General features: G+C 48.9%; 14 protein-coding genes. 8 read left to right on the forward strand and 6 right to left on the reverse strand.

Going from position 1 to position 14,086, the window contains the following annotated elements:
- The 3 genes from A3750_RS23485 to A3750_RS23495 all read right to left on the reverse strand — a co-directional run.
- A partial coding sequence (locus A3750_RS23485) for an SDR family NAD(P)-dependent oxidoreductase (protein WP_156498884.1) occupies positions 1-278 on the reverse strand: 278 nt, incomplete at its 3' end.
- A gap of 49 nt (positions 279-327) precedes the next feature.
- A complete protein-coding gene (locus A3750_RS23490; RefSeq protein ID WP_068458400.1) occupies positions 328-783 on the reverse strand; it encodes a MaoC family dehydratase in 456 nt (151 codons plus the stop codon).
- Between the two features lie 9 nt (positions 784-792).
- Positions 793-2,595 (reverse strand): acyl-CoA dehydrogenase, encoded by a 1,803-nt coding sequence (locus A3750_RS23495; protein WP_068458398.1) that lies wholly within the window; start codon positions 2,593-2,595, stop codon positions 793-795.
- Between the two features lie 129 nt (positions 2,596-2,724).
- On the opposite strand from A3750_RS23495, the gene A3750_RS23500 reads away from it, so the two are divergent.
- The 5 genes from A3750_RS23500 to A3750_RS23520 all read left to right on the forward strand — a co-directional run bounded on the left by A3750_RS23500 (position 2,725) and on the right by A3750_RS23520 (position 6,971).
- The gene (locus A3750_RS23500; RefSeq protein WP_068572747.1) at positions 2,725-3,612 is read left to right on the forward strand and encodes a helix-turn-helix domain-containing protein; all 888 of its coding nucleotides are present in this window, start codon (positions 2,725-2,727) and stop codon (positions 3,610-3,612) included.
- A 203-nt stretch (positions 3,613-3,815) separates the two neighbouring features.
- Entirely contained in the window at positions 3,816-4,205 is a 390-nt protein-coding gene (locus A3750_RS23505) for a DoxX family protein (RefSeq protein WP_068458396.1), read from the forward strand.
- Between the two features lie 39 nt (positions 4,206-4,244).
- Positions 4,245-5,225 (forward strand): glutathione S-transferase family protein, encoded by a 981-nt coding sequence (locus A3750_RS23510; RefSeq protein ID WP_068458393.1) that lies wholly within the window; start codon positions 4,245-4,247, stop codon positions 5,223-5,225.
- Between the two features lie 81 nt (positions 5,226-5,306).
- On the forward strand, positions 5,307-6,503 hold the full coding sequence (locus A3750_RS23515; protein ID WP_068458390.1) for an iron-containing alcohol dehydrogenase: 1,197 nt from the start codon (positions 5,307-5,309) through the stop codon (positions 6,501-6,503).
- 33 nt (positions 6,504-6,536) lie between these two features.
- A complete protein-coding gene (locus A3750_RS23520; protein WP_068458388.1) occupies positions 6,537-6,971 on the forward strand; it encodes a thioesterase family protein in 435 nt (144 codons plus the stop codon).
- A gap of 93 nt (positions 6,972-7,064) precedes the next feature.
- Here A3750_RS23520 and A3750_RS23525 read toward each other — a convergent pair whose 3' ends face one another.
- Entirely contained in the window at positions 7,065-7,931 is an 867-nt protein-coding gene (locus A3750_RS23525; protein WP_068458387.1) for an HDOD domain-containing protein, read from the reverse strand.
- Between the two features lie 461 nt (positions 7,932-8,392).
- On the opposite strand from A3750_RS23525, the gene A3750_RS26605 reads away from it, so the two are divergent.
- On the forward strand, positions 8,393-9,076 hold the full coding sequence (locus A3750_RS26605) for a PEP-CTERM sorting domain-containing protein (RefSeq protein ID WP_068458384.1): 684 nt from the start codon (positions 8,393-8,395) through the stop codon (positions 9,074-9,076).
- 176 nt (positions 9,077-9,252) lie between these two features.
- Here A3750_RS26605 and A3750_RS23535 read toward each other — a convergent pair whose 3' ends face one another.
- Both A3750_RS23535 and A3750_RS23540 read right to left on the reverse strand, forming a co-directional pair.
- On the reverse strand, positions 9,253-11,307 hold the full coding sequence (locus A3750_RS23535) for an ATP-binding protein (protein WP_068458382.1): 2,055 nt from the start codon (positions 11,305-11,307) through the stop codon (positions 9,253-9,255).
- A complete protein-coding gene (locus A3750_RS23540) occupies positions 11,307-12,050 on the reverse strand; it encodes a response regulator transcription factor (RefSeq protein ID WP_068458379.1) in 744 nt (247 codons plus the stop codon). Before A3750_RS23540 ends, A3750_RS23535 begins: the two co-directional genes overlap by 1 nt.
- A 373-nt stretch (positions 12,051-12,423) precedes the next feature.
- On the opposite strand from A3750_RS23540, the gene A3750_RS23545 reads away from it, so the two are divergent.
- Entirely contained in the window at positions 12,424-13,359 is a 936-nt protein-coding gene (locus A3750_RS23545; RefSeq protein ID WP_068464296.1) for an OmpA family protein, read from the forward strand.
- Between the two features lie 292 nt (positions 13,360-13,651).
- On the forward strand, positions 13,652-14,086 hold a 435-nt coding region (locus A3750_RS23550; protein WP_197475270.1), incomplete at its 3' end, for a VIT domain-containing protein.

Here is a 14,086-nt window from a genome sequence, read left to right on the forward strand (position 1 = left end):
CGGCCCCATTTTTCCATGGTTTGATTAACCATATCTTCCACTTCAGCGTAGTTTGCTACGTTTGCACCGTGTGCAAATGCCTCACCGCCTGCTTCTTTAATGATTTGTACAACTTCGTCTGCGGCTGCAGAAGATGCGCCGCTACCATCGCGTGCGCCACCAAGATCATTTACAACAACTTTCGCGCCACGCGCTGCGAGCTCCAGTGCGTGTGAACGACCAAGACCATTACCCGCGCCCGTTACGATGGCGACTTGTCCAGTGAAATTAATTGTCATTTTCTAAACCTTCATCTTTTCGTGTTGATGGAATATGTATTCCATGTCTTTACTTCACTAATTGCATGGTCAGCCAATCTGCAAGCAGTGCTGGTTTTTCGGAACCTTCAATCTCCACCTTAATATGGGTAAGAAATTGGAACTGGCCGGGGCGCTTCTCCGTGATGGATTTAAGCGTTGCCACGGCACGTATTCGGCTGTTTACTTTGACCGGGCTGATAAAACGAATTTTATCAAAGCCAAAGTTAATGCCCATGTATGTTCCCTCGATCATGGTACCGAAGGATTCCGCAAAGTGGGATAACATCGACAAGCTCAAGAAGCCATGCGCGATCGTCGTGCCAAATTCTGTTTCTGCAGCGCGCTGCGGATCGACATGAATGAACTGATGGTCCAAAGTGCAATCTGCAAACTGGTTTATTCGGTCTTGTGTGACTTCAAACCAATCTGACATGAAAGTACGATCAATCTGCTGCTTCATTTCTTCTTTCGTGATGATATGCATTGTGTCGCCTCAGAACCATTCGGTTTTCATGTCAAAGTGTGTGCTGTTTAGTTCTCCAACAAGCTCAGCCCAGTGTTTGGTCTTCGGTAACTCGCACTGATAGAAAAACTTCATGGCTTGTAGCTTGCCAAGATAAAAGTCTGCATCGTCTTTGCCTTTGTCTGTCGCAAGCGCCTTACTTGCGATATCGGCCTGTCGCAACCAGAGCCATGCGATGACAACATGGCCAAACAGCTCGAGGTAGCTGACCGAGTTCGAGAATGCGAGATCTAAATCGTGTGTTTGCGCAGCAGCAAAGACCTTTTGCGTGGTGGTGTTCAAAAGGCTAACGGCCTCATTGAGTTGATTCGCATAGTCGGCGAGCTCTCCGTTGGCACAAGCAGCTGCGGTTGTGCCGATTTCTGCCATCATCGCTTTGTATCCGGCGAAGTTATTCATCGGTACCTTACGGCCCATTAAGTCCAATGACTGAATGCCGGTTGTGCCTTCGTGAATTGGATTCAAGCGATTGTCGCGGTAGAACATTTCAACAGGATGCTCATTGACGTAGCCATGCCCACCAAGGACTTGAATCGCTTGATAGTTGGCTTTCGGGCCATACTCGGATGGCCATGTTTTGATGACAGGGGTCAGAAAATCCAAAAGTAGCTGTGCCTTTTCCCTTTCTTCGACGGATGGTGCCGTTCGGCTATCATCAGAGAGCTGGCTGCCATACAGGCACAAACAGTAAGCCCCTTCAGCGTAGGCCTTTTGCAGCAACAGCATGCGGCGCACATCGGGGTGTTCAATAATGTTTACTGGAGCGGAAAGAGGGTCTTTATTTGAAACAAGTCGGCCTTGCGGGCGCTCTTTTGCATACCATAACGAGTACTGATAACCCGTCAGCCCTGTCAGTGCCGCACCGGTACCGACAAGAATGCGTGCCTCGTTCATCATGTGGAACATGTAGCGCAGCCCCTGGTTTTCTTCACCAACCAAATATCCGACTGCGCCTTTATCTTCTCCAAAACTGAGTGCCGTGGAGGTGTGGCCGCGACCACCCATTTTGTGGAAGAGTCCCGCAAGCGCAACCTCATTGCGTTCACCGATTGAGCCGTCTTCATTCACAAGGAACTTCGGTACGATAAATAACGAAATACCTTTCACACCTTTCGGTGCGCCTTTAACGCGAGCCAATACTAGATGCACGATGTTTTCGCTCAACTCATGGTCTCCACCGGAGATATAAATTTTGTTGCCGGTGATGCGATAGCTGCCGTCTTCATGCTTCTCGGCAGAGGTGATGAGGTCGGCGAGTCCAGAGCCTGCACCAGGTTCTGTCATGGCCATGGTGCCGTAGAAGCGTCCTTCTCGCTGAGGCTTCACCCATTTTTCGATTTGCTCTTGGGTACCATGGGCTTCGATTAGATTGCAGTTTGCATCGGTCAGTGAGGCATAGCCCACGGTCGCATTTGCAGCGGCCGAGATGTACGAGTAGGCGACATTTGCAACGGCCTCTGGCAACTGCATCCCGCCCATTTCGTAGTCGCTTGACGGGCTCAGCAGACCGGCATCGATAATGGCGTCGATCGCCGGTTTAATTTCAGGAATGAGATGCACCTTTTCACCGTCAAAATGTGGTTCGTTCGCATCTACTTTGTGGCGAATGGGTAGGAAGAATTTTTCGGCAATGGCTTTTGAAGTGGATATCGTCGCTTTAAAGGTATCTTTATCGTGATCTTGATATCGCTCTCGTGTCGTCATCGCCTCAACATTGAGAAATTCATAGAGCATAAAATCAAGTTCGCGATCGCTTAGAATCGGTGCCGCCATGTGCAAAGTCCTCTAACAGGTTGGTGATCTATTTCTGATATAGTCTTGTATCTCAAGTTCTTCAGCCATGACCTATGAGGTCGGGGTAACTAAAAAATACATTCTTTTCTGTTCGAGACGCTCCTTTTTATGCCTAAGCCCGCAGTGACAAATGCCAATCTCCAGTCTAATGACAACCCCGATGACGACACTAAACGCATTATTTTTGGGGAGTTACTGCGTTTCTGGCGCGAGATTAGAGGGTTTAGTCAAGAGTCGCTGGCGTTTGAGGCGAGCTCCTCAACGCGCCATATTTCGCGCATGGAGAATGGTAAAGCTATGCCCAGTTTTGCGATGATCGAGAATCTGGCTCGGGTAATGGAACTAGGTAATCGCGATGCGGCGTATCTTTTTCTGGCGGCGGGACATGTGCCGCCTGCCGAGCCTGTGGCGTTTGAAGATTCGAAGTATCGTTGGTTGCGCAAGGCAATGACTCGTACCTTAAGAGCACTTGACCCAAACCCTAGCGTGTTGATGGATAGCTTCGGCACAATCCTGATGGTTAACGAGGCATGGGCGTCCTTCTGTTTTGATAGCATGGTTGATTTAAGCGGAGGCATGGCGGCGATTACCAATTACCACGACTTTTTGTTTACCTGTCAGTCCTTCAAAGACGCACAAGATCTTAGAATGAATTCGTTGTCGCTCATTTTAATGGCGATCAAGCAAGAAAGTGTGTTGACCGGCGATGTGCGATATGAGGCCTTATTAGAAAGGCTAATGGCATACCCGGAAGTGCCGTTTGGCTGGAAACAACGGGCAGCCAATCTTGAGCCTATGAGCAGTTATCGCGTGCAATTTGAACAGAACAGTCAGCTTGTTCGTTATTACAATGTGAGTCAGTCCGTAAGCGCGATGGGGCCGGTTTCCTTTGTCGCAGAGCCGAGGCTGATCATCACCACCTTGTTTGCCGAAGATGAAGGCCGAGAGCCGGTATTGCCCAAGATCATTCCTGAACATCCGTTGCTGTATACGTAGATTAAGGTTGCTGTCGTGTGTCTCTTCTAGCGTACATTCTCAACGTGCGCTTGGCTTGGTTCAGTACAGCGACCTGGCGACCTGTGTTCGTAAACCATTGTTCGTTTATTCTGAACAATCCGTTCAAACTTTTACGGTGTCTCCCTCAAAGGTTCACGCTTAACATTGGTCCTGTCATTTAAATTAAACGAAGGGACAAAGTAATGAATCAACTACAACTTTTGACTGCGCCAGTGGGGCGCGTTTTGCTATCACTCATCTTTATCACATCAGGTATTAGCAAGATATCTGGATACGCGGGCACGCAGGGGTACATGGAGGCGATGGGCGTTCCTGGCGCTTTGCTTCCGTTCGTGATCGCTCTGGAAGTGCTTGGTGGTCTTGCAGTACTTGTGGGTTTTCAGGCTCGGCTTGCCGCGCTTGCGCTTTCGGGTTTTTGTATTGTGTCTGCAGTTCTATTTCACGCAGATTTTTCAGACCAAATGCAGATGATTAGTTTTATGAAGAATATCAGCATTGCTGGTGGGTTTCTGATGGTGTTTGCGCATGGCGCCGGAGCCTACTCCATTGATAATCGTCGCTCTGCCGCCTAAGGCTTTTCGCAGTCATCCAACGCAAGGGGAGATACAAGCATGGGGTTATTAGTAGAAGGTAAGTGGCAAACGGATTGGTACGATACCAAGTCAACGGGCGGCAAGTTTGTACGCAAAGATTCAAGTTTTAGGAACTGGGTAACGCCTGACGGCTCTGCCGGACCCTCTGGTAGCGGGGGCTTTGAGGCTGAGGCCGGACGCTACCATTTGTACGTTTCATACGCGTGTCCGTGGGCACACAGAACTCTGATATTCCGAGAGTTAAAAGGGCTGCAGGATATGGTAACGGTATCAGCGGTCAACGCATTCATGGGTGAGGAGGGTTGGACGTTTTACCCAGGCGAGGGTGTGATTCCAGATTCTGTAAATGCCAAACAGCGAATGTATGAGATCTATACTCTTGCGCAACACGATTATACTGGGCGGGTGACGGTGCCGGTGCTGTGGGATAAAAAGCAGCATACCATCGTGAGCAATGAGTCTGCCGAAATTATCCGCATGTTCAATCGTGCTTTTGACCATATCGGAGCAAAGCCGGGCGACTACTACCCTGAGCCTCTGACGGCGCAAATCGATGAGGTGAATGCCTTGGTGTATGACCATGTTAATAATGGCGTATACAAGGCGGGATTTGCAACAACTCAGTCAGCCTATGAAGAGGCGGTTGAAGACGTTTTTAGGGTGCTCGACCAGCTTGAAGCGCGGCTCACGGAACAGCGCTATTTGGTTGGCTCCGATATCACAGAGGCCGATTGGCGTTTGTTTACAACGCTCATCCGGTTCGATGCGGTTTACGTTGGTCACTTCAAATGCAATCTGAAGCGGATTGCGGATTACCGGGCTTTGTCTCACTATGTAAGAGACTTATATCAACAGCCCGGTGTTGCCGGAACGGTCAATATGGATGTGATCAAAGCGCACTATTACGTATCGCACAAGAATATAAATCCAACAGGTATTGTGCCGGCAGGGCCAAGTATTGATTTTGACAAAGCACACAACCGGAGTGCTCTGACTTAGTTTTTTGCTTTGGGTTAGTGAAACGTGGCGCTCATTGCTCTAGCATGCAACTCGAGGTTTTATCCAGCGAGTGTTAGAACGATGAACGCATTTCAGTTTAATACAACAAAAAGCATTATCAGCGAAGCGGGTTCGTTAAAACGAATGGGGGAGCTTTGTGGCAGCCTAGAGATTGGCCGTCCAATTGTTATTAGTGATCAGGGTATCGTTGCTTGTGGCTTACTCGATCAATTAAAAGACGCGGTTTCCTCGACACAGCTTGAAACAGACTACTTTGTTGATGTGGTTGCTGATCCACCAGAAGATGTGGTTTTGGCAGCGATTGAATGCGCCAAGCAGCATAACGCTGACGGCGTGATAGGCTTTGGTGGCGGAAGCTCTTTGGATACCGCTAAGCTTGTTGCAGCTGCACTTGGTTCGGGCCAAGAATTGCAAGCTATGTACGGTATCGATCAGGTTGTAGGCGTTCGTTTGCCACTAATTCTTGTTTCGACTACCGCTGGCACCGGTTCTGAAGTCACCCCCATATCCATCGTGACCACTGGCGAAACAACCAAGGCCGGCATTGTATCGTCGACGCTTCTTCCAGACATTGCGCTGCTGGATGCTGAATTGACACTGGGTTTGCCTCCACATGTCACTGCGGCGACCGGCGTTGATGCAATGGTGCATGCCATCGAAGCCTACACCAGTGCGATTAAAAAGAACCCATACTCCGATCTACTTGCCGCTCAGGCACTCCGGTTGCTTTCAGACAATATTAAGCAAGCGACGTATCATGGTGCTGATATCGAAGCGCGCCAAAATATGTTGCTTGGGGCCTGCTTAGCGGGGCAAGCTTTCGCCAATGCGCCGGTGGCCGCTGTTCATGCTTTGGCTTATCCCTTGGGTGGGCACTTTCATATTCCACATGGCTTAAGCAATGCGCTTGTTCTGCCGCACGTGATGCGCTTTAACAAGTCGGCCTGTGGTGCGCTTTATGCACAACTAATACCCTATATTGCTCCGGATCTTGTACCTCCTGTCTCTAGTGAGAGCGAATCTGAAGAGAACCAATTGGCGTCGGCCGTTTGCCGCTTAATTGAGTATATTGAAGACTTGGTTAAAGATCTCGGGTTGCCGACCAGTTTGGCAGAGATGGGAATCGAAGAGTCTTATCTTGGAATTTTAGCGGACGATGCGATGCTTCAGACTCGTTTGCTTCAGAATAACCCGAAGGAAGTAACGCGCGATGACGCGCTTGCGATCTATCAGGCGGCCTTCAAAGGGATCGTTTAAGGGTATTGCTTAATTGCTTAAAGGAATAGCGTAATGGCGAAACAGCCAGTTTTTAAAAATACATTCCGACATTTTCAGAATGTTCAGACCCGCTGGATGGATAACGATGTGTATGGCCATGTGAACAATGTGGTGTATTACTCGTATTTTGATAGCGTGGTGAATACCTATCTTATCGACAAAGGTGGACTGGATATTCAGAATGGCGCGCAGATCGGTTTTATCGTTAATTCGAATTGTGTTTATCAGCAAAGTATCGCCTTTCCCGAGTCCTTAGTGGGCGCACTACGTGTAGATCGCATTGGCAATAGCTCGGTGGATTACGGCGTAGCCTTGTTCAAGGAGGGGCAAGAGCAAGCTTGTGCGTACGGAGCGATGACACACGTATTTGTTGATCGCGAGACCAACAAGCCTTCGCCGATCACCGGGCAGCTCCGCGATGCGCTACAGGCCATCGCCGTAGCCTAAGCTCTGAGGAGTTGCCTGTTGCACAATGCAGGATGTGAGCGGTGAATGTTTCAGATGGAATACGTTAGTTGGAATGCAGGGCAAGCATTGTTGTTAGAATAAGCCGATGCCTGCTTCTTTACACTCATCTGCCATGTTGAGAATATCGTCTTCAACCAGGCCACCATAGTCCAAGAGCTCGTCTTTAATTCTCTCCCATTCATGGTCAATACTGCAGGCGCCCAATGTGCGGAAAGAGCCGCATATATGTTCTGATATTTTAAGAACCAACAGTAAATCTTTTTTTAGCGTCCTGTTTTTCCGATCGAGTTCAAATATTTTTCCGACGCAATGGTGGTAAGAGATGATCTCGCTAATGTGGTCTGCAAGCTTCCAAGTCTTGGCCGTGTAGTAGCCGAGTACGGTATGGTCCGTCTTGTAATGCTCGTTCTCGACGTCTATCACTCTTCTTTCGCTGTCTTGGTATCCTTTTTCGAGCACTTCGAGGTAATCAGGATATCGCATCATCATCAGCGGTATGCCGCAATCATGAAAAAGGCCTAGAGAGTAAGCTTCATCAGAAGAGCCAACGCCAAGGTATTTCGACACGATCACTGAAGCGTTAGCCACGTCATTTGCGGTATCCCAGAAGCGATTTAGACCGGTGACATTGTCGTCGCTCAATACGCTTTTTAAGGATAGTGAAGTAGCAATACCGACGACACTGTCCAAGCCCATAAGACTTACTGCGTGATTAATAGATTTAATCGTTCCGGATAAGCCGAACAGAGGGGATTTAAGCGCTTTTATAAGGCTGCCGGATATACCCACATCTTTCGCAATAATACTGGCAATAACATTGATGTCGGGGTAGGGCATTGCAGATTCAATCTGCAGATCAGCGACGATCTGGGGTCTAGGAGGAATGACAAACCCTTTCAATAAATCATTTGAAAGTCTTTCATCAGAGTTATTCGACATTATTTACTGCTCCGTGTGGAAGTGCGCTTGTTCCAGTAAGCGCGTTCTTATGAGGGCATGTCTTAGGCGCGACGACAGAACTTGAAATCACGTTCAATAAATATATATCAAACTTGAGTGAATACAACTGACTCAGGAGACAAGGCTGTGAGGTGTTTCGGTTGCTGTTTCTGTTTCAGTAACGATGATTGCCCGAGCACGCGTTCGACGCCTCTTAATCAAGTGTCTGGATCGTTTTTCGCGTAAGCGGCCTTAATCCTCGTCAGTCCAGCGTTTGATCTCTCCTGTTCTGGGGCTTGCAAACGTCAGCTTCTTTTACAGTTTTTCACATTAGGCTTTCTAGGCGCTTTGTTAAGACCTTGAATTTCTTAACAGAATTTTCATGTGGCGTTTTCCTAGCTTGATTTTGGAACGTCAGGTTGACGAAAACACCAAAATAAAGAAAAAGGGAGTTAGCACCGATGAGCTTACTTAAGAAGATTGTGTATCCAGTCATTTTTATGGCCGCGACGATCCAAGCCGCCAATGCGTTCACCATTCATGGTGAATACTATGATCTACAAAATGTTTCAACGCTGTCAGAAGCGCAGGCAGCGATAGCGGGTGGACCGCAACTTGAGTTCGATACCGACAAGCTAGAGTTTGGCCGACCAAACGCAACGCCAACCTTCGATATCGGCACCGTAGACGAGTTTTTAACGGGTATGACCGCGACCATCACGAACCGCGTTGATAACGATCTGGGTGATGGTATTGATTTTGATCATTACATGGGGGAGTCGCTCTGGAGATTTACCGGTACCGCACAACTGGTAAACGGAGGTGTTCTGTCGGTGACATCCGATGACGGCTTTGCGGCTGGTTTTGATCTAAATATGGATGGAATTTTCGAAGATACAGAAGAGCTTTCTAGCTTCGACGGTCTTCAGCCACCGGGGTCGACTTGGCTATCTGATCCATTTGCTGGTGTAACGGGAACCTATGCATTCGAGTTTTTCTACTTCGAAGGACATGAAACACAAGCGCAGCTCATTTCAAACCTTGTTCCGGGCGCACCGATAAGCGTGCCGGAGCCTGCATCGATTCTGTTGCTTGGCTTCGGTTTAGCTGGGCTTGGTTTTAGTCGTCGAAAGGTAAAAGCATAACAGGCCGCCACTCTTTCATCCGGGTCTGCGATGGCTCGGATGATTTTTTTTGCGTGTCGCGGTGTCTGCCTTTCGATTTCTTCGATTCTAGAGCGGGCTGACGCTCTATTGAACACCGCTGATATTGCGCATGTATCGTCGTAATCGGACCCTACTGATTGCGATACGCCGCCTAGCTAGCATTTAAAAAGAACACTAAACGTCACGCCACTTCCATCATGTCTGTTTTTCGCCAGTATATTTGCCTGATGTTTTTCAGCGATGAGCTTGGCGACATGTAACCCCAGCCCCAAATGAATGGCTCCACCACTGGACCGATTTGTCGACATAGGCGCGCACAATTGCGCGATGTTTTCGGTGGCAAGCGGCGGCCCATCATTGGTGATGTCTACTTGTAGAAAATGCTTTTCCTGCTTTACGGTGATGAGGACCGCACCGTCTTTTGAGCAAAAGCTGGTGGCGTTATCCATGAGCTTGTCGAAAAGTTGCTCAAGGCGACTTGTATCACCAAGGATCTCAAACAGAACAGGCGCAAATGGCTGCACCTTAACCGGCTCTTTCCAGCTCTCAAAATAGCCTTGTAGGAATTGATTTAAATCCATCTTAGCCAAGCGTTCTGATTGAATAGCGCCTTCTAAGCTTGCGGCTTCGGTAAGATGGGTTGTTATCTGGTTAATTTGATCTGTACCGGCTGAAAGCCGTTTGATGTATCGATCATTGGAAAGTTCCGGTCTGGTTTCTTGTAAGAGCTCCAGAGATGTTTTGAGCTTGTTCAGTGGGTTGGCAATTTCGTGGCGCAGAGTCTGCGGAATCCTCTCCAGAAAATCGGTGTAGGATTGTTGTTTTTGGAGTAGGGCCGTCATTGTGCGCGATAGATCACCAATCTCGTCTGGAACATCTTTGCTGGCTTCGAGTTGCGTGATCTCGATTCGACCGTGTTGGTCTACTGTGGTTTTTGACTCGTTATTCAGTCGGGCAATACGCCTTGCAAGTAGAACAGCATACGCAAAAAACACCGATACAACGCCGATCACTGCGAGTGCAAGACGCGTTGCAATTGCCTGTATTTTGTCTTCTTCTTTTCCTAGTACATGTTTTGCGGATTCATCTATTACAACCACGCCCAATACACGTCCTTGCTCGATAATTGGATGGCAAGCGATGATACGTTCTAGCTCTCCGTTAAGGTTGGAGACGTATTGTAATGGACTATCTTTTACAAGAAGCGCGTCTTGCACGCACTGAGTGTCGAAGGCCAGAGGTTGAATACTATCGTGCGCTTCCCGTCCACCATAGGCCCATTCACGACCTTTGCGATCAAATACCCAGAGTCTGGCATAGGTGGTCTTTAGTTGTTCAATAACGCGTTGTAGCTCGCGCGCATGGAGACCTAAGGGATTGAGTTCGCTCGCTAGTTGTTTCGGCAAACTGGCGACAATAGCGCTCGGCCCCAATGTGGGTTTCTCATCAACATCAACGACAGCGATGTGCAACCTAGGGTCGAGCGCATTTAACTTAGTGGTCGGCATGCGAAGTTCGATCACATAACCTTGCTCTGTGTTTCGCCAAAATCCCTGTATGCCGGTTTGATGGCTCGGCGTTAGTTCGCCGGAAATTGGGTGTGTGTTATCTACGCCGTATTTCCAATCAAAGTCAGTAAAATAGCTGGCTAGATTACCTTCCCCTTGTGCCGGGATGAGAACACGCTTGATGGCGCCCAATGTATCTTGGTAGGTCAGCTGAACATGGTCATTGTAATCGAGTCTAAGATGATTCGCCTGGCGCTCTTGTATGACGTTATCCCGCACATTCAGTGCAACATAGAGATATCTTTGTGTCTGCGCCAACGCAAGTCCAAAAGCGCTTTCAGCCGGTAGCTCAGGGTCCGACTGCCAGATAGAAAAGCTAGATTCAAATGACGTTAATAGTTTTTGTTGGCCATTCCAGTCACCGAGGTTTCCATCGAGGCGGATCGGCGCAGCTACAGAAGGCGCGCTTAACGCGTGCTTTTCGACGAGGCTGTTGTCGTCTGCAGCTAGTAATTCGGCAATGTTCTCTTGCGTCGCAACGAGGCTGGTCGCGATGGCTTTGGTTTCGATCAGCTGCACTCGGCCCTGAGTAGTGATTGCGGCTTGCTGAATCTCTTGCCAATACGACCACGCAAACCAGGGAATAGAAAGTAAGCCCAAGCTTAATAGGGTGATTTGGGCTTTAATACCAAAGCGCGGCATTAGGGCGCTTCCCATCGATAACCAAACCCTGGTTTGTTGAGCACTGAATTAAATTCTGGGTCGATTTCGTTAAACTTCTTACGCAGATTTTTAATGTGGCTATTGATGGTGCCATTGGTCACCATGCGCTGCATCGTACTCTCGCTCAGGGTCTGATAATCAATGCCTTGCGCGCCCGCATCGTGAATGGCAACAAACAATCGAAACTCTGTGAGCGTCAATGGCACTGTCTGCCCCTTCCACGACACAAAAGAGGTTTCATGATGAATGTTCAAAGGGCTTTGATCGCTGGTCGCGGTGTTGTTTTGATTTAGGGCGCCATCAAAGGCTGTGCCTTCTGGAGAACAGGCTGAAAAAAGGCTCTGTCTAGCGGAATGAATACGCAATACAGACTTAACCCGCTCTGCCAATAACGACAGTGAGATGGGTTTTGTTTGATAATCCCATGCTCCGAGTCTTAGGCCGAAGACCTGATCGATTTCATCTGAACGATCAGTTAGAAATACGATGGGTAAGTTAGCCCCTTGATCCAGCAATTTCCGGCAAATTGTGAAGCCGCCATCCGGGTCATCCTCAAGCACAACATCTAACAACACAATATCTGGTTTTACTTCAGATATACCCGCTAATGCGGATGCGACATTGGAGTAACAGTAGGGGGTAAAACCGCGGAGGGATAATGCCTCAGCATAATTTTGCTGTTGATCAATGTCGTCTTCTACTATCGCAATGCTATTCGTCATAAGGGCTATGGTTGCTTCCAATTGTCTTGAATTGTGTGACCCTCACTTTACCTGAGTTCAATCCAATGATGGAGGATAAATCCACTTCTCCATAAGATCTCCAGACTTTGCACATATTGTCTCCAGAAGGCGGTGCCTAGCGTTCAACACCCGTCCTTGGATTGCGCGTAATGGAGCACTTGTCCAGAAAGCCAGAACATCTCACTAATCCTTCCAGAGAGTCTCCATTACTGGAGTGCAAGAAAATCATTCAATAGCGCCAACGCCTAGCAATGAACGGAATGAATGGAATAAGCGATTCGGGTTCCACCGAATCAATACATGCGAGGGAACGCATGCTAGGCGACCAACGAAACCAATGGAGACAAAACATATGACAAATCATGACCAAACAACAGCGACATCGGTGAGCACGCTTAGTACGATCCAATCGTCCTCAAGTAGCCGCTCGTTTAGAGCTAAGAAAACGGCCTTTGCGGCGGCGCTTATCTGCTCGCAGGCATTGGTTGTAAGTACACCAGCGTTTGCGGATGAAAGCCTCGGAAACGACGAGCATTCAAGCACCTACTGGGGGATTGGTATCGGTACCACTCTTGGCGCAATACTTGGCGGGCCAGTTGGTGCTGCTGCGGGCGCGGCTCTAGGTGGCAGTGTCGGTTATGGCCAAGACAAGGATTCTGCGCTTGAGCAAACCGAGCAGCAATTAGATTCGCAAGTGATGTCGCTAACAAGCCTGGAAGGCGAGCTTAAGAAATCAAATATACAGTTAGAAGCGCTGCGCGCTCAGACGCGTAAGTTGCAGCGCTCAAACGCAATTAAGTCTGCTGAGCTCGCAGATTTAAAAGCGCAAGAGGTCACCGAGCGTGAGCAAGCGGAGATTCTTGCGGATATTGCCAAGCATTATTCGCAAGAAGTGTATTACCGCCACAACGAGTCTTCGATACCAGACTATGCAAAAGCCCGAATAGACGAGCTTGCAGAGTTCATGCTTGAGCACCCAAACATGCATATCTCATTACAAGGACATAGTGACCTGATTGGTCCAGAGAATGCCAATCTAGCCTTAACTCAAGCGCGCGTAGATGCCATTCGAGATTATCTTGTGGACAAGGGCGTTCATACTGGCCGAATCGACGGGCGCGCGCATGGCGAAGCCTTCGCGACCGTCTCCACAGGGGATGCTGCAAACTATATCCTAGACCGACGTGTGGCGATTGAGCTAAGCATGCCTGCCCAAGAGCAACCTGCGGCTCTTGCCCAAGATTCAGGCGAGTCTTTACCTATTGCGATTAACGTAGGGGGTCGCTAATGAAGTGTTTTGTAGCGCTCGATGAGGCCACCTTATTGCGTCTATGGATGAGAAGTCCGGAGTTAGTGCAGCCATTCTCGCGGCCATTTTATCCGGTGCGAAGAAGGCTGCCTGCAGCAAACGATGCAGACAAACACCATGCGCCGCGTTCCTCTCGTTAGCGCGGCCTACTTCGCACGAAACCTATGGGGTTGGATTAGAGGCTCTGCTCGTCTTCCTTTCTCTATCGACTCCTCGTGCGGAGCCCACCTTTAGGCCACGCATCGTGGCCTCTTTTTTAAGGAGAGTAATCATGAACAGTTTCGCGCAAATCGCGTTAAAACGCCGCGTTCTCCCACAAGCGGCTATGGCTCCGACGTACGCCAAAGACCAGACAACACCTTGTTCGCACAACAGGCGAGGCTCAGAGTATCAATCAGCCATGGCGCTATTTGTGTGCTTGTTGGTGTTCTGGGTGCTTTGCGAAAGTGCGCTGGCGGACGCGGCGTCAGATATGCCGATTAACTTTCAGCTAAAACACAGTGAAGGTGAGGATAGTCAGGAGCTCGCGCGTCCGCTTGCTCTTCAAACTGACATCGATTTAGACATTAATGGGCCGGTTGTCCGGGCTACCGTAAAACAGCGATTTGAAAATCCATCACAGCATTGGGTTGAGGGTATCTATACTTTTCCGCTTCCGGAGGGCGCAGCGGTTGACCAACTCAGGATGATGGTCGGAGAACGCGTC

Source organism: Oleiphilus sp. HI0079 (genome assembly GCF_001635105.1).

Coding starts and splice junctions, on each gene's coding strand:
- A3750_RS23525 (WP_068458387.1), bottom strand. CDS start 7,931: ATGTCGAATAACTCTGATGAAAGACTTTCAAATGATTTATTGAAAGGG.
- A3750_RS23545 (WP_068464296.1), top strand. CDS start 12,424: ATGACAAATCATGACCAAACAACAGCGACATCGGTGAGCACGCTTAGT.
- A3750_RS23540 (WP_068458379.1), bottom strand. CDS start 12,050: ATGACGAATAGCATTGCGATAGTAGAAGACGACATTGATCAACAGCAA.
- A3750_RS26605 (WP_068458384.1), top strand. CDS start 8,393: ATGAGCTTACTTAAGAAGATTGTGTATCCAGTCATTTTTATGGCCGCG.
- A3750_RS23500 (WP_068572747.1), top strand. CDS start 2,725: ATGCCTAAGCCCGCAGTGACAAATGCCAATCTCCAGTCTAATGACAAC.
- A3750_RS23505 (WP_068458396.1), top strand. CDS start 3,816: ATGAATCAACTACAACTTTTGACTGCGCCAGTGGGGCGCGTTTTGCTA.
- A3750_RS23510 (WP_068458393.1), top strand. CDS start 4,245: ATGGGGTTATTAGTAGAAGGTAAGTGGCAAACGGATTGGTACGATACC.
- A3750_RS23495 (WP_068458398.1), bottom strand. CDS start 2,595: ATGGCGGCACCGATTCTAAGCGATCGCGAACTTGATTTTATGCTCTAT.
- A3750_RS23490 (WP_068458400.1), bottom strand. CDS start 783: ATGCATATCATCACGAAAGAAGAAATGAAGCAGCAGATTGATCGTACT.
- A3750_RS23515 (WP_068458390.1), top strand. CDS start 5,307: ATGAACGCATTTCAGTTTAATACAACAAAAAGCATTATCAGCGAAGCG.
- A3750_RS23535 (WP_068458382.1), bottom strand. CDS start 11,307: ATGCCGCGCTTTGGTATTAAAGCCCAAATCACCCTATTAAGCTTGGGC.
- A3750_RS23520 (WP_068458388.1), top strand. CDS start 6,537: ATGGCGAAACAGCCAGTTTTTAAAAATACATTCCGACATTTTCAGAAT.